This is a genomic window from Marivirga sp. (genome assembly GCF_051117495.1).
GTDB lineage: Bacteria > Bacteroidota > Bacteroidia > Cytophagales > Cyclobacteriaceae > Marivirga.
The window spans coordinates 212,444-237,109 of the sequence record NZ_JBNPEF010000004.1 but is presented as its reverse complement, the minus strand read 5'-3'; the positions used below and the strand labels follow the sequence as shown (position 1 = coordinate 237,109).

Annotated in this window: 21 protein-coding genes; 17 read left to right on the top strand and 4 right to left on the bottom strand. The window is 36.4% G+C overall.

The annotated features are described in order from the left end of the window. Window positions 1-106 precede the first annotated feature (106 nt). From ACFE0M_RS02095 to ACFE0M_RS02085, 3 genes are all read left to right on the top strand, one after another. Window positions 107-943: a hypothetical protein gene (locus ACFE0M_RS02095; protein ID WP_434544093.1), complete on the top strand. Its 837-nt coding sequence runs from the start codon at window positions 107-109 to the stop codon at window positions 941-943. Window positions 944-1,118: 175 nt separating this feature from the next. Next, a complete protein-coding gene (locus ACFE0M_RS02090; RefSeq protein ID WP_434544092.1) occupies window positions 1,119-1,502 on the top strand; it encodes a DUF983 domain-containing protein in 384 nt (127 codons plus the stop codon). A 105-nt stretch (window positions 1,503-1,607) separates the two neighbouring features. After that, window positions 1,608-2,135, top strand: a complete 528-nt coding sequence (locus ACFE0M_RS02085) for a fasciclin domain-containing protein (protein WP_434544091.1) — start codon at window positions 1,608-1,610, stop codon at window positions 2,133-2,135. Between the two features lie 69 nt (window positions 2,136-2,204). Here the strand turns inward: ACFE0M_RS02085 and ACFE0M_RS02080 are convergent, their stop codons facing one another. After that, entirely contained in the window at window positions 2,205-2,921 is a 717-nt protein-coding gene (locus tag ACFE0M_RS02080) for a YebC/PmpR family DNA-binding transcriptional regulator (RefSeq protein WP_434544090.1), read from the bottom strand. Window positions 2,922-3,017: 96 nt separating this feature from the next. Then, window positions 3,018-3,437: a hypothetical protein gene (locus ACFE0M_RS02075; protein WP_434544089.1), complete on the bottom strand. Its 420-nt coding sequence runs from the start codon at window positions 3,435-3,437 to the stop codon at window positions 3,018-3,020. A gap of 269 nt (window positions 3,438-3,706) precedes the next feature. On the opposite strand from ACFE0M_RS02075, the gene hemN reads away from it, so the two are divergent. From hemN to ACFE0M_RS02060, 3 genes are all read left to right on the top strand, one after another. Beyond that, window positions 3,707-5,059: an oxygen-independent coproporphyrinogen III oxidase gene (gene hemN, locus ACFE0M_RS02070; protein ID WP_434544088.1), complete on the top strand. Its 1,353-nt coding sequence runs from the start codon at window positions 3,707-3,709 to the stop codon at window positions 5,057-5,059. 446 nt (window positions 5,060-5,505) lie between these two features. Then, complete coding sequence (locus ACFE0M_RS02065; RefSeq protein ID WP_434544087.1) at window positions 5,506-5,889, top strand: group III truncated hemoglobin; 384 nt, start codon at window positions 5,506-5,508, stop codon at window positions 5,887-5,889. Window positions 5,890-5,920: 31 nt separating this feature from the next. Continuing rightward, window positions 5,921-6,127: a hypothetical protein gene (locus ACFE0M_RS02060; RefSeq protein ID WP_434544086.1), complete on the top strand. Its 207-nt coding sequence runs from the start codon at window positions 5,921-5,923 to the stop codon at window positions 6,125-6,127. Window positions 6,128-6,505: 378 nt separating this feature from the next. On the opposite strand, the gene ACFE0M_RS02055 is transcribed toward ACFE0M_RS02060, so the two are convergent. Continuing rightward, window positions 6,506-8,050 (bottom strand): hypothetical protein, encoded by a 1,545-nt coding sequence (locus ACFE0M_RS02055; RefSeq protein WP_434544085.1) that lies wholly within the window; start codon window positions 8,048-8,050, stop codon window positions 6,506-6,508. Between the two features lie 157 nt (window positions 8,051-8,207). Here ACFE0M_RS02055 and ACFE0M_RS02050 point away from each other — a divergent pair, with 157 nt between their 5' ends. The 11 genes from ACFE0M_RS02050 to ACFE0M_RS02000 all read left to right on the top strand — a co-directional run bounded on the left by ACFE0M_RS02050 (window position 8,208) and on the right by ACFE0M_RS02000 (window position 22,341). Then, window positions 8,208-9,368, top strand: a complete 1,161-nt coding sequence (locus ACFE0M_RS02050; RefSeq protein ID WP_434544084.1) for a 2-isopropylmalate synthase — start codon at window positions 8,208-8,210, stop codon at window positions 9,366-9,368. 15 nt (window positions 9,369-9,383) lie between these two features. Continuing rightward, complete coding sequence (gene leuC / locus ACFE0M_RS02045) at window positions 9,384-10,787, top strand: 3-isopropylmalate dehydratase large subunit (RefSeq protein ID WP_434544083.1); 1,404 nt, start codon at window positions 9,384-9,386, stop codon at window positions 10,785-10,787. 6 nt (window positions 10,788-10,793) lie between these two features. Then, entirely contained in the window at window positions 10,794-11,384 is a 591-nt protein-coding gene (gene leuD / locus ACFE0M_RS02040) for a 3-isopropylmalate dehydratase small subunit (protein WP_434544082.1), read from the top strand. 135 nt (window positions 11,385-11,519) lie between these two features. Further along, on the top strand, window positions 11,520-12,602 hold the full coding sequence (gene leuB / locus ACFE0M_RS02035; RefSeq protein ID WP_434544081.1) for a 3-isopropylmalate dehydrogenase: 1,083 nt from the start codon (window positions 11,520-11,522) through the stop codon (window positions 12,600-12,602). Window positions 12,603-12,853: 251 nt separating this feature from the next. Continuing rightward, on the top strand, window positions 12,854-13,744 hold the full coding sequence (locus tag ACFE0M_RS02030) for a branched-chain amino acid transaminase (RefSeq protein WP_434544080.1): 891 nt from the start codon (window positions 12,854-12,856) through the stop codon (window positions 13,742-13,744). Then, window positions 13,744-15,423, top strand: a complete 1,680-nt coding sequence (gene ilvD, locus ACFE0M_RS02025; protein ID WP_434544079.1) for a dihydroxy-acid dehydratase — start codon at window positions 13,744-13,746, stop codon at window positions 15,421-15,423. Before ACFE0M_RS02030 ends, ilvD begins: the two co-directional genes overlap by 1 nt. Window position 15,424: 1 nt before the next feature. Next, entirely contained in the window at window positions 15,425-17,158 is a 1,734-nt protein-coding gene (gene ilvB, locus ACFE0M_RS02020; RefSeq protein ID WP_434544078.1) for a biosynthetic-type acetolactate synthase large subunit, read from the top strand. 229 nt (window positions 17,159-17,387) lie between these two features. Then, window positions 17,388-17,921 carry an acetolactate synthase small subunit gene (ilvN, locus tag ACFE0M_RS02015; RefSeq protein ID WP_434544077.1) on the top strand — a complete coding sequence of 178 codons (534 nt, stop codon included), beginning with the start codon at window positions 17,388-17,390 and terminating at the stop codon, window positions 17,919-17,921. A 190-nt stretch (window positions 17,922-18,111) separates the two neighbouring features. Continuing rightward, window positions 18,112-19,158, top strand: a complete 1,047-nt coding sequence (ilvC, locus tag ACFE0M_RS02010) for a ketol-acid reductoisomerase (protein ID WP_434544076.1) — start codon at window positions 18,112-18,114, stop codon at window positions 19,156-19,158. A 458-nt stretch (window positions 19,159-19,616) separates the two neighbouring features. Further along, window positions 19,617-20,882, top strand: a complete 1,266-nt coding sequence (gene ilvA / locus ACFE0M_RS02005; protein WP_434544075.1) for a threonine ammonia-lyase IlvA — start codon at window positions 19,617-19,619, stop codon at window positions 20,880-20,882. A gap of 178 nt (window positions 20,883-21,060) precedes the next feature. Further along, window positions 21,061-22,341: a hypothetical protein gene (locus ACFE0M_RS02000; RefSeq protein ID WP_434544074.1), complete on the top strand. Its 1,281-nt coding sequence runs from the start codon at window positions 21,061-21,063 to the stop codon at window positions 22,339-22,341. A gap of 89 nt (window positions 22,342-22,430) precedes the next feature. Here ACFE0M_RS02000 and ACFE0M_RS01995 read toward each other — a convergent pair whose 3' ends face one another. After that, window positions 22,431-24,662 (bottom strand): efflux RND transporter permease subunit, encoded by a 2,232-nt coding sequence (locus tag ACFE0M_RS01995; RefSeq protein WP_434544073.1) that lies wholly within the window; start codon window positions 24,660-24,662, stop codon window positions 22,431-22,433. Window positions 24,663-24,666: the final 4 nt, after the last annotated feature.

The window sequence follows — 24,666 nt, the reverse complement described above, 5'->3', positions numbered from 1 at the left end:
AATGGGGGTGTTATGCCTCCATTTTTTGACACCAGTGATAAAATATTCATATATCTTCCTTATTATGATATATTTGCAAATCACTAGTTTATAACCATTAATAACCATGAGACTTGCCCAAGTAGCGAGAAAACTTTCCATCACCACAGAAGATATTGTTGATTTCCTTGAAATAAGAGGTATTACAATTGAAAAAGATTCCAATACAAAATTAGGAGAAGACGCATTAAAATTACTTTATAAGCATTTTGAAATTGAAGAGAATGAGGAAATTGTGCAGGAATCAATAACTGAATCAAATTCGGAAGAGATAATACCTGATAAAGAGGGAGATGAGGCTCATGAAAAAGAAAATCAGGATTTGTTGGATGAGCAACAAGCTGAGCAGGAAGATGAAGCAAAGCTTGAAAAAGTTGAGGTAGAAGAGGAGTCGCCTTCTGAAATAAAAGAAGAAAAGAAAAAATCTTTTAAGACGGTTGGTGAATTATTAGAACAACAGGAAGATGATGCTGATAGTGAATTGGTTATAAAGGCTCCCAAAATGGAATTGAAGGGCTTAAATGTTGTTGGTAAAATTGATTTACCTGAGCCTAAACCTAAAGCTGAACCTGAGCCAAAAGAAGAAGCTAAAGAAAAACCAAAAAAGACCTATGGTAAGCCTAGACATCAGAGAACAGGCAGAAGAAATAAGAAGTCTGAGTTAAGTCCTGCTCAAATAAGAAAAAGACAGGAACAAAAGGAGGCTAGAAAACGTGAGCGGATTGAAAAGGAAAAGAAGAAAAAGCGGGAACAATTTTATAAGGAGAAAGTATTGAAACCAAAACAAATAGAGCAGAAGAATAAACCCAAAAAGAAGAAAAAAGAGGTTGAGGAAGTTGATAGAATTAAAAAGCCTAAACCCAAAACGCTTTTAGGCAAATTTTGGAGATGGCTGAATACCTAAATGATACTTAGGTTACAAACATTCATTTACGATTATCGGTCATTTGTAGAGTCAAATTATAGATGTTGTTTTTGAAAAAAAAAAACATATAACCTTTTCTTCTCTGGAGAAGATATAAGTATCAGGCATAATAAACCACCTCTAAATTCAATAACCTAAAAAGAGATTAAGCAGCATGAAAAAAGGAAATAAACTATATAGCATATTCAATTATAAATGCCCTAGGTGTCATGAAGGTGATTTGTTCGAGTCCAAAACTTATGACATCAAAAACTTCCAGAAAATGCCCAAGCATTGTTCTAACTGCGGATTACGCTATATGTCCGAGCCTTCTTTTTTCGATGGCGCAATGTATATCAGTTATGCCATGCAGGTTGCATTAATAATCACAGTATTTGTAGCTTTAAATGTATTGGGCTTTGCAGAACTTTGGTTGATTATCACCCTATCCGTTTCTCTGTCGCTGCTAATGATACCACTTACTTTTCGATTGTCCCGTTCCGCATACATCAATCTTTTCGTAAAATACAACCCTGAAAAAAGATCTGAATTTGAGTAAATCTATTTTGTTTAATTATTATTCAAAATAAGTTAAACATAATTTATAATTGCGTGTTAGTATTCTAATTAAAATTATAAAGACGGTAATTATAAATAAAGAGAAATGAAAAGAAGAGATTTAATTTTATTTATTGGGATAATAGTAGCTTCAATTATTGGAACAAAATCTTTTGCTATCCCAATTGAAAAGTCCAACTCAAAAAAGATAAATCCTGAAGAAGTTGATAGAATTATTAAAACCATAAAGGACAATCCAGAGTTTTCAATTTTTTATCAAGCCATTGAACAAGCGGAACTATCTGAAGCAATCGCTAAATTGGATAAAATGACTTTAATGATTCCCACTAATAGAGCTATAAAAATGTTGCCAAGTGATGTTTGGGAGAATTTTATGGATGAAGAGAACAAAGAGGGGTTAGTTCAACTATTAAGCTATCATGTAATCCCTGAGCGATTAAATCTTGATGAATTGAAAAGGAAAGAAAAATTAAATACCATTAATAAACAATCTGTATCTCTAACTAATAAAAAAGAATTGAAAATAGAGAATGCGGTTGTACAAGAGAAGAAGGAAGAAACTAAGGACATTATTATTTATAAATTAGACAGATTAATAATGCCATTGAAATAAATTTATTTTACTCAAAAAAAGAGCAAATGAAGTAATTCATTTGCTCTTTTTTTTTGAAGGTATTTTGATTTAGGCGATATTGGTGTAAACTGCCTGTACATCATCATCCTCTTCAATTTTATCGATCAGTTTTTCTATATCAGCCAATTGCTCTTCTGAAAATTCTACTGAATCATTAGCGAATCTTTTCAAAGAGGCATTTTTCACATCTATATTAAGTTCTTCCAACTTTTTGGATAAGTTTCCAAATTCTTTGTAATCCCCATAAACATATAGTTTACCATCATTTTCTTCGATTTCTTCCATTCCTGCATCAATCAATTCTAGTTCCAGCTCCTCTATATCCATGTCTTCTGATTTTTCAAATTCAAAAACTGCTGTTCTTGAAAACATAAACTCTAAAGAACCATTAGGTACTAAGTTTGCTCCCACTTTATCTTTATTAAAATAAGATTTAATATTGGCAACCGTACGATTATTATTATCAGTAGCGCACTCAATAAAAATCAATACACCATGCGGCCCTTTTCCTTCAAATGTAACTTCTACATAATTTTCAGCCTCAGAACTAGATGCTCTTTTTATGGCAGCCTCAATATTATCCTTCGGCATATTCTGAGCCTTAGCATTCTGAATGGCAGTCCTTAAGGAGGCATTCATTTCAGGGTCAGGCCCACCTTCTTTGGCGGCCATGGTGATGGTCTTGCCTAATCTAGGAAATAAGCGGGACATTTTATCCCATCTTTTTTCTTTTGCTGCTCTACGGTATTCAAATGCTCTTCCCATTGTAATCTAATTTCTTTTGCTGCAAAAATATAAAGAAGAGATTAAGAATCCGCAATCTGGAAGTAGTTTTGTTTAATTTATCTATACAATTAAAAATTACTCCTGCATAAGAAATTCAACAACCTCTTCTTCTGAACCGCAAAGCTTGAAAGGTAGATTGAATTTATTGATACTTTTTAGAATCATATTAAGATAGTACCGTTTAAATATATTGGCATCGGAAATCGTTCCTGCTCTTTCCATACCAGCCTCAATTGCTTTTGGGAGCATTTCCTTTTCAAACCACTTGCGGTTTTCAGGTCCTACCACTCCTTGTTCTCTGGTGTCAGAATAAAATCTTTTAACTAAATTTCCATCCAAAGCATGCTTGTAAACTATCTCAAAAGCATTTCTGTATTGATCAACATTTACATTTCCTTTCCATTTAACCCTTGCCATTTCCTTATCGGGAAAATAAGTGACTTCGGCATATGTTTCATCTAATAACGTCTGAGTTTTTATTGCTTCTTGTTCCATATTAATTTATTTTAATTTAAGTAAGCTAAAATCGAATAATATAAAAAGTCATGTTTTTATAAATTATTACATGTTGAAACAAATGATACAAAAACCTTATAGTCAATTTATTGTATGTTTTGTATTATTCATACTAATGGTTGGAGTATTTGAAAAGTACAATTATTTAAAATATTGGGTATGGGTAAAACTCAACTTTCAACATGACTTAAGTCAGTGAATTCAGTTTTTTATAAACATAAATTTGAGTCGAAATTAAATTGAGGTTTATGACAGATTTAAGTATCAAATACAATAAAGCTATTCCAAGATATACTAGTTATCCAACTGTTCCACATTGGAAATTACAAAATCCTGATCAAGCTGAATGGTTAAATGAAGTTCGGAATGTTTATTTTTCTCAAAAGGATAAAAGCATCAGTCTTTATATTCATTTACCATTTTGCGAAAGCTTATGTACTTACTGCGGTTGCAATAAAAGGATTACCAAAAATCATGGTGTAGAAGAACAATATATAGAATCTGTTTTATCAGAATGGAATATTTATGCGAATGCTTTACGTGAAAAGCCTATCATTAGAAATATCCACCTAGGTGGAGGAACTCCTACTTTTTTCTCATCTGAGAATCTCCATAAACTTTTATTCACCATTTTAGAAACTTCCGAAATCCACCCTCAAAAAGCTTTTAGTTTTGAGGGACATCCTAATAATACTACTTACGAGCAATTAAAAATTTTAACGGAATTGGGGTTTGATAGGGTGTCTTATGGAGTGCAGGATTTTAATATTAAAGTACAAAAAGCCATTCACCGTATTCAGCCGATTGAAAATGTTAGAAAATCCACAGAGTGGGCTAGAGAATTGGGATATGAATCTGTAAACTACGATTTGATTTATGGATTGCCTTTTCAGACTTTAGAAAATATTGAAGAGAATATTGAAAAAGTGAGGGAGTTTAAACCTGAAAGAATTGCGCTCTATAGCTATGCGCATGTGCCTTGGAAAAGTAAGGCACAAAGAGGTTATGGAGATGATAATTTACCAAAGCCTGAAGAAAAATTAGCCATGTATCTTCGTGCAAAGCAGATTTTGAATGAAATGGGTTACGAAAATATTGGGATGGATCATTACGCATTGCTTCAAGATGAGTTGACTATTGCCAAAGAAAAAGGCTATTTGAACCGAAATTTCATGGGCTATACCACCGATCAAAACCAATTGATGATAGGTTTAGGCTGCTCAGCAATTAGCGCTACTGGAACCGCATTTGTCCAAAATGAAAAAGTGGTGGAAAAATATCAAACTGCAGTTCTGAATAATGAATTACCCTTAATAATCGGACATTATCTAACAGAAGAGGAGCAGATTTCAGCTAAATTAATAAATCAGATCATCTGCAATGGATCGGTTGATTTTAAAAGAAGTACTTTAGCCATGCAATTATGGGAAGAAGCCCAAGATAAGCTAGCTGAAATGCAGGAAGATGGTTTACTGGAAATGAGTGATTATGCTTTGAAAGTAACAGAAAAGGGAATGTTGTTTGTAAGAAATATTTGCAGCCTCTTCGATCCAAAGCTGAAGCAAAAATCCGATAAGCCACAGTTTAGTCAGAGTATTTGATTTTGTTTAAATTTAATGTTAGAATAAAGCATCTACTTGGCTTGTTTACATTCAAACTTTCTTCTGTGCGTCATCCCTGCGCAGGCAGGGATCTTGTCTTATTGAAACGAAGTTTCAATAATATTGTCAGAGAAGAGATAAATCTGGAGTTTCTATCAATAAGAGATAACTCGGGCTTTGGATAGGTATTTTAATCAAGATTAAAATCAATAGATCCCCGCCTTCGCGAGGATAGCCTGCCCCGCAAGAATATGCGGGGACGCACGGATTTTTTAGTCTAGTAAGAGCTGAATGTTTTCTCTTTGAATTAATTTCATAAGTTTTATTCTTTACATACTACATTAAGCTTTATTAGCCTTTTACTTGGTTCTTTATCATTTCAATTAAAGATTAAAATATCAAAAACGATCAATCAATTTTATCCGTCTAATCACAAAAAGAAATTTATGCCCAAAAAAGACATTACCCAAAAAGAAGACATTCAATTATTAGTCGATAGCTTTTATGAAAAAGTGTTAAAAGATGAGACTATAGGTTACATTTTTACTGATGTTGCCAAACTGGATGTCCCTGCTCATATGCCTATAATGTATGATTTCTGGTCGTCAGTTTTATTGGGAACTACCGAATATAAGCGCAATCCAATGGATAAGCATTTTGCGCTAAATGAGAAAGAGCCATTGCAAAAAGAGCATTTTGACCGATGGTTGGAATTATGGTTTGATACTGTAGATGAGCTTTTTGAAGGTGCTACCGCCAAAGAAGCCAAAACACGGGCAAGCACCATTGGAAGATTAATGCTTTTTAAAATGGAAGAGGCTAGAAGCTAAACAATTACATATAAATATCGGTTTATATAATATGGATAAACTAATATTTCCCTTAAGTCTTGTTACGTTTCTGCTATTTTTTTACATAGTAGCAATAGGTTTTAATTTCCCTTATCCTTTGGTAGCAGCTATTTTTAGTATATCTCCTATAGCTGTGATCTGGATGGTTTACAAAGTTTTGAAAGACGGAGAACACAGCGGAAAAACTTTTGAAAAGCACTATTATGAGTTTGATTAAAGTAAATACTTTAATCATACCAAAATGTTCTACAGCCGAAGGCTGATTAATTTTTACCACAAAGTAACAAAGAACACAAAGAAAATAATCAAGATTATTTTTAGCTATAATGACATTTCATTTTCCCAATTAACTCATAAATAGAAATAACAAAATATCCTTGCTATATATAGGGTGGTGGGCAGGATTAAACAGCCTTTGGCTGTCTTTTGTTTTCTTCTATTTCTTTTGTGGTTAAGTATCAAGCTTTAGCTGGTTAGTCCATCTGAGAAAGTAGCATCATTGTCTGCTGTTTTTTTGTTTAAAGTAGAAAAAAGATTCGAGAAATAGTTTGAGAAGAAAATGTTAGAATTACTAAAATTAATTATTAAAATAATTTCACCTCATCTTCTCCCTAGCCCGTTCCTGTATCCTTTCCTGAACACTTTTTCCCATTATTTTACTTTCCAACCAAGCGATAATATCAAAGTAAATAAATGAGCGCTTTTCGTACCTGATGTCCTGCAAAGGTTCAAGATTATTTAACAACTTTTTGAATTCAGGAATCAATTCTTCTTCCCTAAATTCCCCAGCTAATTTTCTTAAAAACCGCATGATGTATTTCTGAAAAAGATGCAATTCCCCTTTCTTTAAAAGAAAACGATAAGTGGAACGGATATAGTAATCTATCACTTCCATATTGCCCAATTCATAATGAGCAATCAAACTCAAAATTCTGGCAAAGGAATGAATGTCTTCCCGTAAATCCGCCTTTTCATCTTGTTGCACTCGATTGAGCCATTCCAAGGCTTTATGGTACTGACTGTCTCCAAAATACAAACAGGCAATTTTATAGAATAAAATAATACGAGAATGCTCATCGGAACGCTGAATAAAAGCTTCTAAATCAGGGCTTAGTCTTTTTAATAGCTTTACTCCCAGATTAAATTTTCCCAACATGAATATCCTATTGAATTCATGCACATACACATACTTGATCAGCCTGTTACGGATATTTTCATTGACAGAATTTTGCATCTGCTCATTCAAATTATGTAGTCGCTGACGTGATTTGAGAAAATTATGGTAATAAAATAACTTATATTCAGCTATCATCACCTGATTGACGGCACTTAAATAATCATTCAATTGACTATTTTTTAAATCAGGATGCTTATCATATAATTTTAGCCACTTTAGGGCATATTGGTAGCCCACTTCCATATCTTCTAAGAAATAGTAGTAATTCACATACAGTCTGTACAGGCTGAGTTTTTCATGTATTGATAACTCATCTTCTTCGTGCTGAGGTAATCCTTCATAGAATAAATTTTGAACTTCTTTTAAATGCTCATCATTCCTTATATAGCCTGTTTTGACATAAATAGCATTCAATTTTACTGCTAAATTAGTAAACTGATTGATCAAATTAATCTTACTATTGGCGTCTTCTACCTCTGAAATAACTCGTTGAACATTTTGGCTATATTGACTTCCTACACTTTGGTTCAAAAGGTTCTTTTCCCATTTCAACAGTTCCAACTTTAATTCCAGATTTCCCGTTTTCGCTACTTTTTTATAGGCTTTTTTTAGGATGTCAAAAGCTTGTCGGAAAAGCCCTCTGTTGTATAATATTTGTACATAATCAATCATCTCACGAATGTGTATTTCACTATTTTTCGCACTTTCAAATTGTCTTAATGCTTGTAGAATCTTTTGCATTAAATGTGCTTTCATATTGGATATCTGACTGTCTTTTATAAAAGTAATTCCCTCCAAATCAGCTGCCGAATAATTTTCTTTTTGTTCCAGAAAATCAAAAAGCTGCATGTATTTGGCTTTACTTTCATTCTGCTGCTGTGAAAGCAAGCGGAAATAGCGCTTTTCACTTTTAGTCAGCGACTTTATTAAATCAAATAAATGGTCAGATGATTGTTTAGACATCGTAATTAATTATGTGTTTATATATGGTATTAGATCAATTACGATATAAATGTGTAAAATAGAAATCGTAATTACAAAAATATTTGGCATTACATCTGCTTTTTCATCCTCCTACATTAGTTCCTTCAAAACATTTAAACCATAAAAAAATTGATGTATGGCACGTAGGATAGCAATTTTTGACACCACTTTAAGAGACGGAGAGCAAGTGCCCGGATGCGGCTTGAGCAAGAATGAAAAGCTTAAGATTGCTAAGGAGCTTGAAGCCTTAGGGGTAGATGTAATTGAATCTGGTTTTCCCATTTCATCTCCAGGGGATTTTGAATCGGTTCGTCTTTTATCAAAAGAAATCAAAAATTCATCAATATGTGCCTTATCTCGTGCTGTGAAAAATGACATAGAGACTGCTGCCAGAGCTTTGGAAGGTGCAGCAAGACCAAGAATCCATACCGGATTAGGAACTTCTGATCAGCATGTTTTTACAAAATTAAATTTTACAAGAGAGCAAGTATTGGAAAAAGCGCATGAATGCGTTACTCATGCCCGCTCTTTTGTAGATGAAGTAGAATTTTATGCCGAAGATGCTGGAAGAACTTCCAATGAATTTTTAGCTCAGGTGATTGAAGTTGCCATCGCAGCGGGAGCAAAAGTGGTTAATATTCCAGATACCACTGGTTTTTGCTTGCCAGAAGAATATGGAGCAAAAATCAAATATCTAGTAGATAATGTAAAAGGAATAGAAAACGCTACCATTTCAGCACATTGTCATAATGATTTGGGATTGGCAACAGCCAATAGCATTGCTGCCATTAAAAATGGTGCTGGGCAGATTGAATGTACCATAAATGGAATTGGCGAGAGAGCTGGAAATACTTCTTTGGAGGAAGTCGTCATGGTGTTGAAAAAACATCCCGAATTAGGATTAGAAACAGGGATCAATACACAACTACTTTTCCCGATAAGTCAAATGGTTTCACAAACAATGTGCATGCCTGTTCAGCCTAATAAAGCAGTAGTAGGTTCCAATGCCTTTTCTCATTCTTCTGGTATCCATCAGGATGGTGTGATTAAAAATAGAGATAATTATGAAATCATTGATCCTTATGAAGTAGGGGTCAATAAATCCAGTATCATTTTAACTGCCAGGAGTGGTAGGGCTGCATTAAACTTCAGATTAATAGAACTTGGAGTCCATTTAGGTAAAGAGGAGTTGGAAGAGACTTATCAGCATTTTTGTGAATTAGCAGACCGCATTAATGTGGTGGAAGATAAAGATTTAAAGTATTTGGTAAAAAACCATGAAGTAGTAGTTAAGTAAATTTCAGCTAAAGCAATGTCAGCAAAAACATTATTTGATAAAATTTGGGATAAACATGTGGTTCATTCAGTGGAGGACGGCCCGCAGGTTTTGTATATCGACAGGCATTTTATCCATGAAGTGACTAGTCCGCAGGCTTTTTCAGGTTTGAAGGCTAGGGGAATTCCTGTTTTCAGACCTGAACAAACCATTGCTACTGCCGACCACAATGTCCCGACAGAAAATCAGCATTTACCTATCAAAGATGCACTATCCCGCCATCAGGTAGAAACATTAATTAAAAATTGCGATGAATTTGGGGTGGAATTATACGGCTTAGGTCATCCTTACCAAGGGATAGTGCATGTGATAGGCCCTGAATTGGGCATCACGCAACCAGGCATGACCATTGTTTGTGGAGATAGTCACACTTCTACTCATGGGGCTTTCGGAAATATTGCTTTCGGAATTGGAACCAGTGAAGTGGAGCAAGTAATGGCGACCCAATGTGTTTTACAGAAAAAACCTAAAACATTAAAAATTCAAGTTGACGGAGCTTTAAATCCCGGGGTAGTTTCTAAGGATATCGTTTTGCATATCATTTCGAAACTGACAGCAGCGGGCGGAACAGGTCATTTTATAGAATTCTGTGGTTCTACAATTGAGGCTTTGTCGATGGAAGCGCGCATGACGATTTGCAATATGAGCATTGAAATGGGAGCTAGAGGAGGATTAATTGCTCCTGATGAAACCACTTTTGAATATCTTAAATCAAAACCTTTTGTTCCTAAAGGTGAAAAATGGAAAAGAAAAGTGGAGGAATGGAAAACTTTAAAAACTGATGATGATGCTCAATTTGATTTGGAATATTATTTCAATGCCGAAGAAATTGAGCCGATGATTACTTATGGCACTAACCCTGGAATGGGAATTGGTATCACTAAAGATATTCCACTGCCGAATGGAAAAACCGCTTCCGGTCTTGAAAAATCATTAAAATACATGGATTTAGAAGGCGGAAAACAATTGTTAGGGCATCATGTAGATTACGTTTTCATAGGAAGCTGCACCAACAGCCGAATTGAAGATTTGCGCTTAGTAGCTGAATTGGTAAAGGGTAAAAAGAAGGCTGATCACGTGCAAGCTATGATTGTGCCGGGCTCAAGACAAGTAGAAAAACAAGCCAGAGCTGAAGGCTTAGATAAAATATTGGAAGCAGCTGGTTTCGAATTAAGACAACCGGGCTGCTCGGCATGCTTAGGCATGAACGAAGATAAAGTGCCTAAAGGAAAATATTGTGTGAGCACATCTAATAGAAATTTTGAAGGAAGACAAGGGCAAGGCGCTAGAACCTTATTGGCCAGTCCGTTGACCGCAGCAGCGGCAGCACTTTCTGGTAAAATTTCGGATGTGAGAGAATTAATGAAAGTAGAAGCATAAGATATTATGGAAAAGTTTAACACATTAAATAGTCAGGCTGTACTGCTTCCTTTCGAGGATGTAGATACCGACCAGATTATACCGGCTCGTTTCCTGAAATCCGTCAGCCGGGAGGGGTTTGGTGAGAACCTCTTCCGTGACTGGCGGTATTTAGAAGATGGATCACCCAATCCTGAATTTGTATTGAATCAGGAAGGAAGTCAGGGAGAGATATTAGTAGCAGGAAGAAATTTCGGCTGCGGATCCAGTCGTGAACATGCCGCTTGGGCTTTGATCGATTATGGTTTTAAAGCAGTGGTTTCAAGCTTTTTTGCAGATATCTTCAAAAATAACGCTTTGAACAACGGCTTACTGCCAGTTCAGGTAACAGATGATTTCTTGGCACAGGTGTTCGAAATTTTAAAGAGAAGACCTGAAGCCAAATTGCAAATTGATTTAAATGTGCAAGAAATCAGCTTGGTTGGTTCAGCTTTAACTGAAAGCTTTGAAATCAATTCTTATAAAAAATATTGCCTTCAAAATGGCTTTGATGATATAGATTTTCTATTGAATAAAAAGAATGAAATTGAAGCTTACGAGCAATCTCTAGCAGTCTGAACACGGTCTGACGCATAGCTTGATTATAGCTGAGAAAGAATTTTACAACTATAAAAGCTCGTTTTGAGAATTAAGATTTTAACAGAGGCGTCTGACCGTTTTGATAGATTTTGCACTAGCTTAAAAGAACAAAATATGAACAAAAACATAGCAATATTAGCTGGAGACGGAATCGGCCCTGAAGTAACAGCCGAGGCAGTAAAAACCTTGGATGCCATAGCTGAAACTTTAGGGCATCAATTTCAATACAATGAAGCACTAATTGGAGCAGCTGCAATTGATGCAACAGGAAGTCCTTTTCCGGAAGCAACAGAAGAAATCTGTAAATCTGCAGACGCTATTTTATTTGGAGCCATTGGCGATCCAAAATATGATAATGACCCCAACGCAAAGGTTCGCCCGGAGCAGGGATTATTGAAGATGCGCAAAAATCTGGGGCTTTTTGCTAACGTGCGTCCGGTGAGTAGCTATGATGCCCTTTTGCCTATATCTCCATTGAAGGAACACATCATCAAAGGAACTGATTTTGTGGTTTTCAGAGAATTAACTGGTGGAATTTATTTTGGTGAACCAAGAGGTAGATCAGAAGATGGAAATACTGCTTTCGATAGCTGTGTATATTCCAAATCTGAAATTGAAAGAATAGCACATTTGGCTTTTAAAGCAGCAGAAAATAGAAGAAAGAAACTCACTTTGGTGGATAAAGCGAATGTTTTGGCTACTTCCCGATTATGGAGGGAAACAGTCAAGGAATTATCAAGTCAATATCCGGATGTAGAACTTGATTTTATGTTTGTGGACAATGCCGCCATGAAAATCATCCAGAATCCGAAAGATTTTGATGTGGTGCTGACTGAAAATATGTTCGGAGACATCATCACAGATGAAGCTTCTGTTATTTCTGGATCCTTAGGCTTATTGCCTTCTGCATCTCTAGGAACCAAAAGCAGTTTGTTCGAGCCAATTCATGGTTCCTACCCTCAAGCAGCAGGCAAAGGAATTGCAAATCCTTTAGGAGCAATATTATCAGCTGCCATGCTGTTGGAATATGCTTTTGATTTAAAAGAAGAAAGTCAAATTATAAAAGATGCAGTAGCGAAATCATTAGAAGCAGGCTTTGCTACTGAAGACATCCAAAAGGAAAATCCAAAAAATATCAAAGAAGTAGGTGATTTTGTAGTGGAACAAATAAAAAAGATGGTAACAGTCAGTGCATGATGAGAAAATTCGAATTTAACAATATTGTCATTATCAACACTATAGTCATTTTTTTCAAAATGGCAGGATGAGCTTTTATCAAAAATAAAATGATACAAAGCCATCTTGCTAAAACAGGATGGCTTTTTCATTTACCCGCCTCGGTTTGTGTCTTCACAAACCGGAATAAGCCTGTGAAGACACAGGCTTAGGCAGAAAAAATAATTTTAAAGTAGAAAGTAGCATTAACATAACAATAAACCCAAACGCTTATGTATTACAATAATAAAACCCTAGTATTCCTCAATGGCGATTGGCAATATGCCGAAGACGCTAACACTAGTTTGTACAGTCAAACTTTGCACTACGGAAATGGTGTGTTTGAAGGCATTAGAGCCTATAAGAATGATGTTGGCTTTAACATTTTCAAAGCTCATGATCACTTTGAGCGTTTGCACAAATCAGCTGATTTAATGCATATTGAAATCCCTTATTCAGTGGAAGAACTGGTAAGCATTAGCTATGAATTATTGGATAGGAATAATTTAACGGATGCCTATATCCGTCCATTGGTTTATTTAGGAGCCAATATGGCATTGCAGCCCACCGAGGAAGTAAATGTATTTATCTGCGCATGGAAATGGGAGAAATACTTGGGGCATGATCCTATCAAGGCTAAAATTTCCTCTTATCAGCGTATCCATCCAGCATCTCAACATGTTGAAGCTAAAGTAGTAGGGCATTATACAAACTCAATTCTCGCTACTACTGAAGCCAAAAAATTAGGCTATGATGAAGCTATTCTATTAGACTACACTCAGCATGTGGCTGAAGGGTCTGGCGCCAATATTTTCATAGAAAAAAATGGAGAACTTTTTACGCCTTCAAGAGGGACTATTTTGCCGGGAATTACTCGTCAAACTGTTTTGGAGATTTGCAAAGAGCATGGAATCAAGGTAACAGAGAAGCCAATTTCTAAAGCTCAATTATTGGAAGCTGATGCCGCTTTCTTTACCGGAACTGCTGCTGAAATCGCCCCTATTGCGCAAGTAAATGATACGGTTTTTCCACTCAGTTGGGAAGATTCCATAGGGCAGAGCATTTACCATATCTACAGACAGAAAGTATTATTCAACGATTTACAAAATCAAACCATCATATAATGGCGAAGGAATTAAATCCATATAGTAAAGCAGTTACGCAAGATCCTACACAACCTGCCGCTCAAGCAATGCTGCACGCTATTGGTTTGTCTGATGAAGATTTGAAGAAACCACAAATAGGTATTGCTAGCACTGGTTTTGAAGGCAATCCATGCAATATGCATTTGAATGATTTGGCTGTAGAGGTCAAGAAAAGCATTAAATCTTATGACTGGGTGGGTTTGATTTTCAATACCATTGGGGTTAGCGATGGCATTTCTATGGGTACCAACGGAATGCGCTATTCATTACCCTCCCGCGATATTATAGCCGATTCCATGGAAACGGTAGTGAATGCACAAGCTTATGATGCCATGATTGCCATCACAGGATGCGATAAAAATATGCCCGGTGCATTACTGGCAATGGGCAGATTGAATCGTCCTTCGCTGATAATCTATGGAGGCACTATTGCCCCGGGTTGCCATAATGGAGAAAAATTAGATGTGGTTTCTGCTTTTGAAGCTTTAGGTAAGAAGCAAGCCAACTCTATTTCAGAAGAAGATTTTAAAGGAGTAGTGGCAAATGCCTGCCCTGGACCTGGAGCCTGTGGAGGAATGTACACAGCTAACACAATGGCTTCTGCTATTGAAGCTTTAGGATTATGCTTGCCATATGGGGCATCTAATCCTGCGCAAAGTGCGGAAAAGAGAAATGAATGTGCAGATGCTGGTTTAGCCATTAAGAATTTGATTGAAAATGATTTGAAGCCACGGGATATTGTCACTAAAAAATCATTTGAAAACGCCATACGGTTGATTACAGTTTTGGGCGGATCGACCAATGCGGTTTTACATTTATTAGCTGTTGCCAATGCTTTTGAAATCGATTTAACATTGGAAGATTTCGCTCGAATCAGTGCCGAAACTCCTTATCTAGCCGACTTAAAACCTTCTGGCAAATACCTGATGGAAGATCTTCATAAGAATGGTGGGATTCCTGCAGTTATGAAAATGATGCTAGAAGAAGGATTGCTTCATGGCGATTGTATGACCATTACGGGAAAAACTTTAGCCGAAAATTACGCGGATGTCAAAGGTTTGGACGAAAAGCAGGATATCATTCATTCAGTAAAAAAGCCGATTAAGAGCTCGGGACATTTGAGAATCCTAAAAGGAAATTTAGCACCAGAAGGAGCAGTTGCTAAGATCACAGGCAAAGAGGGAGAAATTTTCGAAGGAACTGCCAGGGTTTATGACGGGGAATTTTTGGCAAATGATGGCATCGCAAGAGGTGAAATAAAGGAAGGAGATGTTGTGGTTATTCGTTACGAAGGCCCCAAAGGCGGACCTGGAATGCCAGAAATGTTAAAGCCTACTGCTGCCATCATGGGAGCAGGTTTAGGCAAGAAGGTAGCACTCATCACAGATGGAAGATTCTCGGGAGGAACTCACGGTTTTGTAGTAGGCCATATTTCACCTGAGGCATTTGATAATGGCCCATTAGCTTATGTGGAGGATGGCGACCGCATCAGAATTGATGCAGTCGAAAACTCCATTAGTGTATTAATGGATGAAGAAGAATGGGAAAAGCGTAAAGCAAAAACCCCAACAAAGCCAGCAAGAAATGTAAGCGGTAGCTTAAAGAAGTACAGCAAATTGGTTTCATCAGCATCATTAGGATGCATAACGGATTTATAATATGGAAGAAGTAGCCACCAAATCACAGAAAACGAAAGCGAAAACTACCATGAATGGTGCTGCCGCCTTGGTAAATTGCCTTATCCGTGAAGGTGTGGAAACACTTTTCGGTTATCCCGGTGGGGCAATTATGCCGGTTTATGATGCTTTATTTGATCAAAAAGAAAAATTCAGGCATATCATGACCCGACATGAGCAAGGTGCTACTCATGCGGCTCAAGGTTATGCCAGAGTTTCAGGTAAAGTGGGTGTTTGTTTAGCTACTTCTGGTCCGGGAGCCACAAATCTGATAACTGGTTTGGCTGATGCTCAATTGGATTCCACCCCTTTGGTTTGCATAACTGGGCAAGTATCAGGAAAAATGATTGGATCGGATGCCTTTCAGGAAACCGATATTGTCAGTATTTCCATGGCGGTAACGAAATGGAATATTCAAGTTACAAAAGCTAAAGATATCCCTGCAGCAGTGGCAAAAGCATTTTATATAGCGAAAAGCGGAAAACCTGGACCTGTTTTGGTGGATATTACCAAAGATGCTCAATTTGAAATGGCAGAATTTGAGGAATACGAAACTTGTGATCAAATCAGAAGCTATGTACCGAATCCTAAATTAAGTGAGAAAGCATTAGATCAAGCAGCAGAATTAATCAATCAAGCTAAAAAGCCATTGATTCTTTTTGGACACGGAGTGCTTTTATCGGAAGCTAAAAAAGAGTTTCAAGATTTTGTAGAAAAAACTGGAATACCTGCAGCCTGGACTATCATGGGATTATCTGCATTGCCCACTTCTCATCCTTTGAATGTAGGCATGTTGGGCATGCATGGAAACTATGCACCCAATATTTTGACCAATGAATGTGATGTTTTGATAGCCATAGGAATGCGCTTCGATGATAGGGTGACAGGTGATGTTAGTCGCTATGCAAAGCAGGCCAAAGTCATCCATTTAGAGATTGATCCAGCAGAAATCAATAAAAATGTGGAGGCGGATGTACCTGTTTTGGGAAACTGTAAAGAGTCATTAAAGGCACTTTTGGGTAAAGTTAATGAAAACCAGCATGAAAAATGGTTGGCTCAGTTTACTGAATTAAATGCTCAGGAGGAAGAGAAAGTAATTAAAGATGAATTAAATCCGCAAGCAGATGAGCCGATGAGTATGGGAGAGGTGATTAAGCATATTTCCAATATTTCAAGGGGTAATGCGATTATTGTGACCGATGTAGGACAGCATCAGATGGTAGCTCAAAGATATTATGAATATGCTAATTGGAAAAGTAATGTGACTTCGGGTGGTTTGGGCACTATGGGATTCGCCCTACCAGCAGCCATTGGGGCAAAATTCGCAGCTCCTCACAGGCAAGTAATTGCCGTGATTGGAGATGGCGGTTTTCAAATGACTATTCAGGAACTGGGGGTGATTTTCGAAACCAAAGTAGATGTGAAAATTCTGCTTTTAAATAATGAATATCTAGGAATGGTAAGACAATGGCAGGATATGTTTTTTGAAAAGCGCTATTCCTCAGTGGATATGGTCAATCCCGATTTTCAGATGATTGCAAAAGGATACGGGATTGAGTCAGAGAAAGTATCAGAAAGAGACAAATTGGAAGATAGCATTCATCGCTTTTTATCTCATGAAGGAAGTTATCTATTAGAAGTAATGGTAGGGAAGGAGAATAATATTTTCCCCATGATTCCTACAGGAGCTTCCGTGTCAGAAATTAGACTGGAGTAAGCCTTTGAGTGGCACTTAGGTCAGTACCGAAGATATTCACGCAGTAGACAATTGACAAGAAACAGTTGACAAAAGGGGATAGCAAACTGTGAAGTTTATAGACTTAAAAAGCATGTTGAGAAAATTTTGTCAACTGAAATAGCGAAAGGCTATTTATTGTCAACTGTCAACTCGCTTAATAGAATGATTCGTTTTTCGCAAATGAGCAGTAAAGTAAAAAATAAAGAATATGAATGAGCAATTCACATTATCAATCTATACAGAAAACCTTATAGGAATTCTGCACCGAGTGACTACCATTTTCACCCGTAGGCATATCAATATTGAGAGTATAACCGCTTCTGAAAGCGAGGTGAAAGATATTCACCGCTACACTATTGTGGTAAGTTCAACGGAAGAAAAAATCAAGAAAATTGTAAAGCAGATTGAAAAGCAAGTGGATGTTTTCAAAGCTTTTTATCATAAAAATGATGGGATAGTATATCAAGAAATGGCTTTATATAAAATGCCGACCAAATTACTATCCCAGACTAAGGAGGTTGAATATATTGTTAGAAAGCATCATGCTAGACTGCTGGCAGTGGAGCCTGATTTCACCATCATAGAAAAAACTGGCTTCAAGGAAGAAACACAAGAGCTTTTCGAACAGCTGAAACCTCATGGTATTCTGGAATTTGTACGCTCAGGTAGGATTTCAATTTCTAAACCGATGAAAGAATTTCAGGAATATTTCACAGAAGTGGAGCAGGCGTCTCGCCTGTAAGTAGACAATTGACAATAAACAGTAGACAAAAAGTGAAAGTAAACTGGAGAGGTTGGTTAAGACCTTTTGTCAACTGAATAGGCCTCTGGCCTATTATTGTCAACTGTCAACTTGATTCAAAGAAAGTACAAAATTAATATCAGTATTAAATACACTATTAAATAAAAATCTTAATCATAATTCTAAAACAATGGCAAAACTAAAATTTGGAACGGTAGAAGAAGAAGTCGTAACACGACAGGAATTTCCTTTAGCAAAAGCGCAGGAAGTATTAAAAGATGAAACCATAGCAGTTTTGGGCTATGGAGTTCAAGGTCCAGGACAGGCATTAAACCTGAAAGACAATGGCTTTAATGTGATTGTCGGACAAAGGAAAGGTTCTAAAAGCTGGGATAAAGCAGTAGTAGATGGCTGGGAACCAGGCAAAACGCTTTTTGAACTGGAGGAAGCCGCTGAAAAAGGCACAATTCTACAATATTTATTATCAGATGCAGGGCAAATTGCGCAGTGGGAGATGGTAAAAAAACACCTTAGTCCTGGCAAAGCATTGTATTTTTCTCATGGATTTGGAGTGACCTATAAAGACCAAACCGGCATTGTCCCACCTAAAGATGTGGATGTAATCTTAGTGGCTCCAAAAGGATCGGGCACTAGTTTGAGAAGATTATTTGTAGAAGGTAGAGGATTGAATTCCAGCTTTGCGATCCATCAAGATGCAACTGGAAAAGCATGGGAAAGATGTGTGGCATTAGGAATAGGAGTAGGTTCAGGTTACTTATTTCAAACCGATTTCCGAAAAGAAGTTTATAGTGACCTAACGGGAGAAAGAGGCAGTTTGATGGGCGCAATCCAAGGATTATTTGCCGCTCAATATGATTTATTACGCAAGAAAGGACATTCTCCCTCAGAAGCTTTTAATGAAACAGTGGAGGAAGCTACACAATCTCTATATCCATTGGTTGCAGAAAACGGAATGGACTGGATGTATGCCAATTGCTCCACAACTGCCCAACGTGGCGCATTGGATTGGTGGAAAAAATTCAGAGATGCCGTAAAACCAGTTTTTGAAGAATTATATGATTCAGTGGAGACTGGAAATGAAGCTAAGCTGACCATAACTGCCAATGAAAAAGCTGATTACAGAGTGGAATTAGAAAAAGAATTGGATGAATTGAAAAATTCTGAAATGTGGCAGGCAGGTGCTGCTGTCAGAAAGCTAAGACCGGAAAATGCATAAAATATTTAATGATTTATTTTAGGTCGTTGGCTATCAGGGGCATTAATTATTTTAGTTAACATTGCCTTAAAGAATAAATATGAACCTGGATGTCCCTATCGGGATGCCTAAAATGCTATTAAGTCTCGGGAATTTATTTGTCGATTTTTTTCGCTTAAGCGAAAAACCTATTGTTTTCTTTTGCTTCTTTTGTGGTTAAAAATAAATCTCGTTAGTGTCTACTAATGTCAGCAAATTCCTACCACAAAAGAGGCAATAGAACACAAAGGAAAATAACCTTGGTTATTTTTTAGGCTGACAGTGAATGATATGCTTCAAGCATAACTTAGTAGCATTCGGGATCCTTATGACCTTATTGATTTTTTATTCATGATAAAGTAGAATCTACCCGGTCAGAGGGCTGAAGTATTAATTAAAAAAAGTAAATATTATTTCATTTAGCAATTTATATCTGAAAGATGTCTGAAACCCTAAAAGCATACTATCCAAAAATAGAAGCCATACAAAGTGCCGCGCAAAAATTAAAAGGCGTGGCACTTTTAACTCCTTTAACGCCCAATTTGGGTTTATCGAAAGAGTTTAGTGCTAATATTCAATTCAAACGAGAGGATTTGCAACCAGTCCGCTCCTACAAAATTAGAGGTTCCTACAATAAAATTAGTAGTCTTAGTCGTGAAGAATTGGATAAAGGAATTGTATGCGCCAGTGCTGGGAATCATGCACAAGGAGTGGCTTTTTCTTGCAAAAAATTGGAAGTGAAAGGCAGAATATTCATGCCCGCACCAACTCCAAAGCAGAAAATTGCTCAGGTAGAAATGTTCGGGGAGGATTTCGTGGAGATAGAATTGGTGGGCGATACTTTTGATGACGCTTTTCATGCCGCACAGGAATATCAGGAAAAATCAGGAGCAGTATTTATTCATCCTTTTGATGACCCTAAAGTGATCGAAGGACAGGGAACGGTCGGATTGGAAATCTTGCAACAAGCAGAAAGCCCAATTGATTATCTCTTTTTGCCTGTTGGAGGGGGTGGATTATCAGCTGGGGTGAGCAGTGTTTTTAAGGCACTTTCACCCCAAACCAAAATCATAGGAGTTGAACCTGCAGGAGCACCCGCCATGAAAACGTCCATTGAAAAAGGAGAGAATACGGCTTTGAAGCATATAGAAAAATTTGTTGATGGAGCGGCTGTTAAAAAAGTGGGAGATTTGAATTTCGAAATCTGCCGACAAAATTTGACTGAAGTCATCACCGTAGAGGAAGGCAAAGTCTGCGATGTGATTTTGCAATTGTATAATAAAGACGCCATAGTAGCTGAGCCAGCTGGGGCATTATCCATTGCGGCTTTGGAACAATATGCAGAGGAAATAGAAGGCAAAAATGTGGTTTGTGTGCTGAGCGGAAGCAATAATGACATCACCAGAACCGAAGAGATTAAAGAAAGAGCGCTTCTCTACAAAGGTTTAAAGCACTATTTTGTGGTGCAATTTCCGCAAAGAGCTGGAGCATTAAAGCAATTTGTAGTGGAGGTTTTGGGTCCCGATGATGATATCAGTCATTTTGAATACACCAAAAAGAATTCCAGAGAAACGGGTTCGGCTGTGGTTGGGATTGAATTAAAAAACTCTACTGACTTCTCGCAGTTGTTGGAAAATATGAAGCGCTTAGGTTTTTATGGGGATTATTTGAATGACAAACAGTATTTATTGGATTTGGTGGTTTAGGTATTAGATTGAGTTATTTATCTGAACCAAATCATTTTTGATAAGTATTTAAAATTTATAATGGAGACTTAAGAGTTCATTAAAGGAAAGAGAATAGCCGAAAGATAATTAAAGAAATGAGCGTTGGCTAAGATTTAATTTTATACTTTTGTCCCTTTAAAATAAATATTTAAGCTTAATGAAAAAATTATTTTATTTAGTACTTTCTATTTTGATCCTATTATTTATAGGATGTAAAGAGGACGAAATAGCAATAAATATCGAAGAACTTACTGATGATAAGCAGAGTTTTCTTTTGGGAGATTCAGTTTTGTTAAAAGGCAAAAATTTACATAGGGTTACTCGTATCTATCTTGTCTTTTCAGGCAATAAGATAGAGGCAAGTCACAGAAATTTGCAGGTCAACTTAAATAATTCTCCAGATTTGAAGGAGGATGAATTGCTTTTATATATACCAATGAATGCTGAATTGTTGGGTAAAGAGTTTGAGATATTAACAGAGATTAGATATAATAACTCTGATGGGACACAATATAAGGAAGAGGAAAGCGGTATATTTTTAGAAATTTTGGAACCGTCAATTAAATCAATTTCAAGACGGGATTTTAATGATCAAGATCCCGCATATATAATCTTAGAAAATTTTAAAAAAGATTATGGTTCTTTGATCAGTTACATTCAATTTTATAAACAAGAATACAATGGCGATCCAGATCATATTAGCTATAATTCTGCTTCAGCTGAAATTCTAAGTGATGATTCAATCAGTATTTACTCGGTACGAAGGGAGGCTCCAATTTTTATATACTTTAATTGGAAACTACATGATAATGATAGAGTTATAGAAGATCCTAGAGATGCGGGAGCTGATTTTACCTTAGAAACTGATAGTCTAAAAATGTATTACAGTTACGACCTTCCAACTGATCAAGTTTACGCCCCTGGATCATTCATGTTGATCACTGGAGATCACACTGATATACTGGCAAATTTCGATGAGGCAGAAGTAGGAGGTTATCCTGCCAAATACGGCTATTATTGGCCAGGAGAAATTGGGATGGTAATGCCGACAACAATTCCATTTACTGAGGGAGATAAGTTTGAGATGGTGCTTCCAAAAGAAGAGGGGTATTTAAATTTTGATAATTCTCATAACAATGTTGAGTTAGTGCATGGGAAATATAGAGTGGTAGATGAAGATGAGAACAACATATTTTTTGAAACAAATGTGTATTACAGAGGTCAATTTATATCCTATGCTATTGTTTCACCGGAGAGTGATACCGTTTGGTATGATTACAGGGAAACAAATGAATACGAGACTTCATCAGGTGTTAATTATGGTTATAAGATACAGAAAGATAGAATGCCTCAAGGGGATCATCAATTATTAATTTTTTCTGATGACAGGAAATATCAATTAAAGCCAGCAGGAAATATTAACTTTTCAATAGAATAGCTTCTTGAAGCATTGAAAATCATTTATTCGTGCTTTAATAGGATTTTTCTGATTTTTTGAAGAACTGATTATTACCATGAAGATCGAAATCATCTTTTTCGATCTTCATGGTATTTTTTTGTGCAAAATTTTAACAACAAAACAGGAAAGAGAAAAAGCTGGCTTATAACTGCCACTAATACCGCGATAGAAATCAGTAAGCCAAAATAGAATACAGTGTTTAGGGAGGCAAAGATCATGGAGCCGAATCCAAGGAATAGTAGCAAACTACTGATTATAATGGCTTTGCCTACCCATTTTAAGGTGCTGTCAATAGCTACTTCAATTGATTGGTTTTTTCCTTCTTTATTTTTCAAAAAGTGGTGTACGAAATGTATAGTGTCATCTATGCAAATACATAGGATAATTGCTGCTAAACTTGCGGTAGCCGTATCCAAATTAATATCAAACCAACCCATTACACCAAATACCGCCAGCACGGGAAGAAGATTTATGGATGTGGCTAACAGCGCTAATCGGATCCTTTTGACAATCCACCAAAGGAGTAAGAAGACCATCACGAAAGCAAGTAGCAAACTGTAAACTTGTGTTTTGATGACAAAAGTGATAATGGAGGAGTACATAGGTTGATAGCCTGCTACTGAAACTTGGGTGCTTTTATCAAAATACTGATTTGCTAAATCATTTATCTGATTAATTTTTGCAGTCATTTCATTGGCGGATAGCATTTTAGTAAAGAATGTGACCCTGTTGGTATTTGACTCTTCGTGATTAAAACTTTGAAACAGGCCTGTGTAGTGCTTTTTCAATTGTAATTGAGCTTTGTTTAGTAAACCCTTACTTCCAATAGCTTGCTGCCATTTTTCTTTGTATTCTCTTTTAAATGCGGTTTCATATAATGTGTGAAAACCTAAAGTCCTTGCAATGCCAGGTATGGTGTTATTGACTTCATTTGTCCAGTCTATCGTGTTTTGAATTAGCTTATTTTGATTCTTACCCGTGGCAGTGATGAGATATTCAATTGGGAGATAGGCTCCATAAATATCTTCTATCATTTCACTATCCTCATATACCTCGTGATTTTGAGAAAAGTAGCCTAGGGTATCTGAGTTAGTTTTGATTTGAATTAATCCCAAAAGTGATGCTAGGACAAATAGAGAAGCAATAATTAAGATGGCCTTTTGATTTTTGGATGTAAAGAACTGACTTCTTGGGATGAGCTTTTCAAATGGAAAATATCTTCTATGAATTTTGATGTAGGGTAAAAAAATGGGAGCAAGCAAGAAACTAAATAGCAATGAAAAGAATATTCCAATGGCGGCATACAATCCAAAATCTTCTAAAATGGACATTGGACTTACATAAAGTGCTAAAAAGCCTGCCATGGTGGTCAAACTGGTAAAAAGACATGGTTTTATGGCTGATCTCATAGCAGATAGCCCGCTTTTGTCTGAAGCCATGTATTTTTGATGCTGGTTGACAATATGCACGATATCCATCACACCTAGTAAGCTAATAATAATGGGGATTAGGCTACTCATCAAATTGAGTTGTAAATCCGCCAATCCGTATAGACCGAGCGTAAAACAATTGGCTAGAATGATCACTAATAATACATAAAATAGAACTGAAAACTGTCTGTAAATGATAATGGTTAATAAGAATATAATAGCGTAAGCGATGCCTAAAAATAGTGCAAATTCTTTTTCGGAAAGTTGATTCAAGGCATTATAGATCACTCCAATTCCTGCGAAATGCAGCTTGTCATTATCAAAATATTGGAAGCTTAAGCCTTTAATTTTGGCAATAAAATCAGCTCTTTCGGCTTCGTAATTTTCATATTTTTTTGGCTGTATTAAAATGGCTGCTGCTGTCTGGTCTTGATTAAATAGAATATCACTCAAAGCCGGATTCATTTGTAGAATCTCCTTTCTTTTGTCAATCGTAAATTTTGGGTTTTGAAATTTTGTGAATTGGCTAATCCCAAAAGTATTGCCATCGGGTAGTTTTAGATTTGTGGGACTAAATACCTTTTCTACTCTGTCTAGTTTTTCAATGGAATCAGTAAGCTTTTCAAGATTATTTAGAAATTCCTGATCTAATACACTTTTTTCATTTTTAAATAGGATAAATAGTAGTTCATCATTACCAAACTTGTCTTGAAATTCATAATACTCAGCTAACTGTTTGTCATCTTCTAGAAACCATATGCTCAAACGATTATCCACTTGCACTGCCTTTTCAATACCTGACCATAACAAGGGAATGATTGCAAAAGCAATTAAGAGGGAAATCCAACGGTATTTAATTAGCCAATGCATTTTA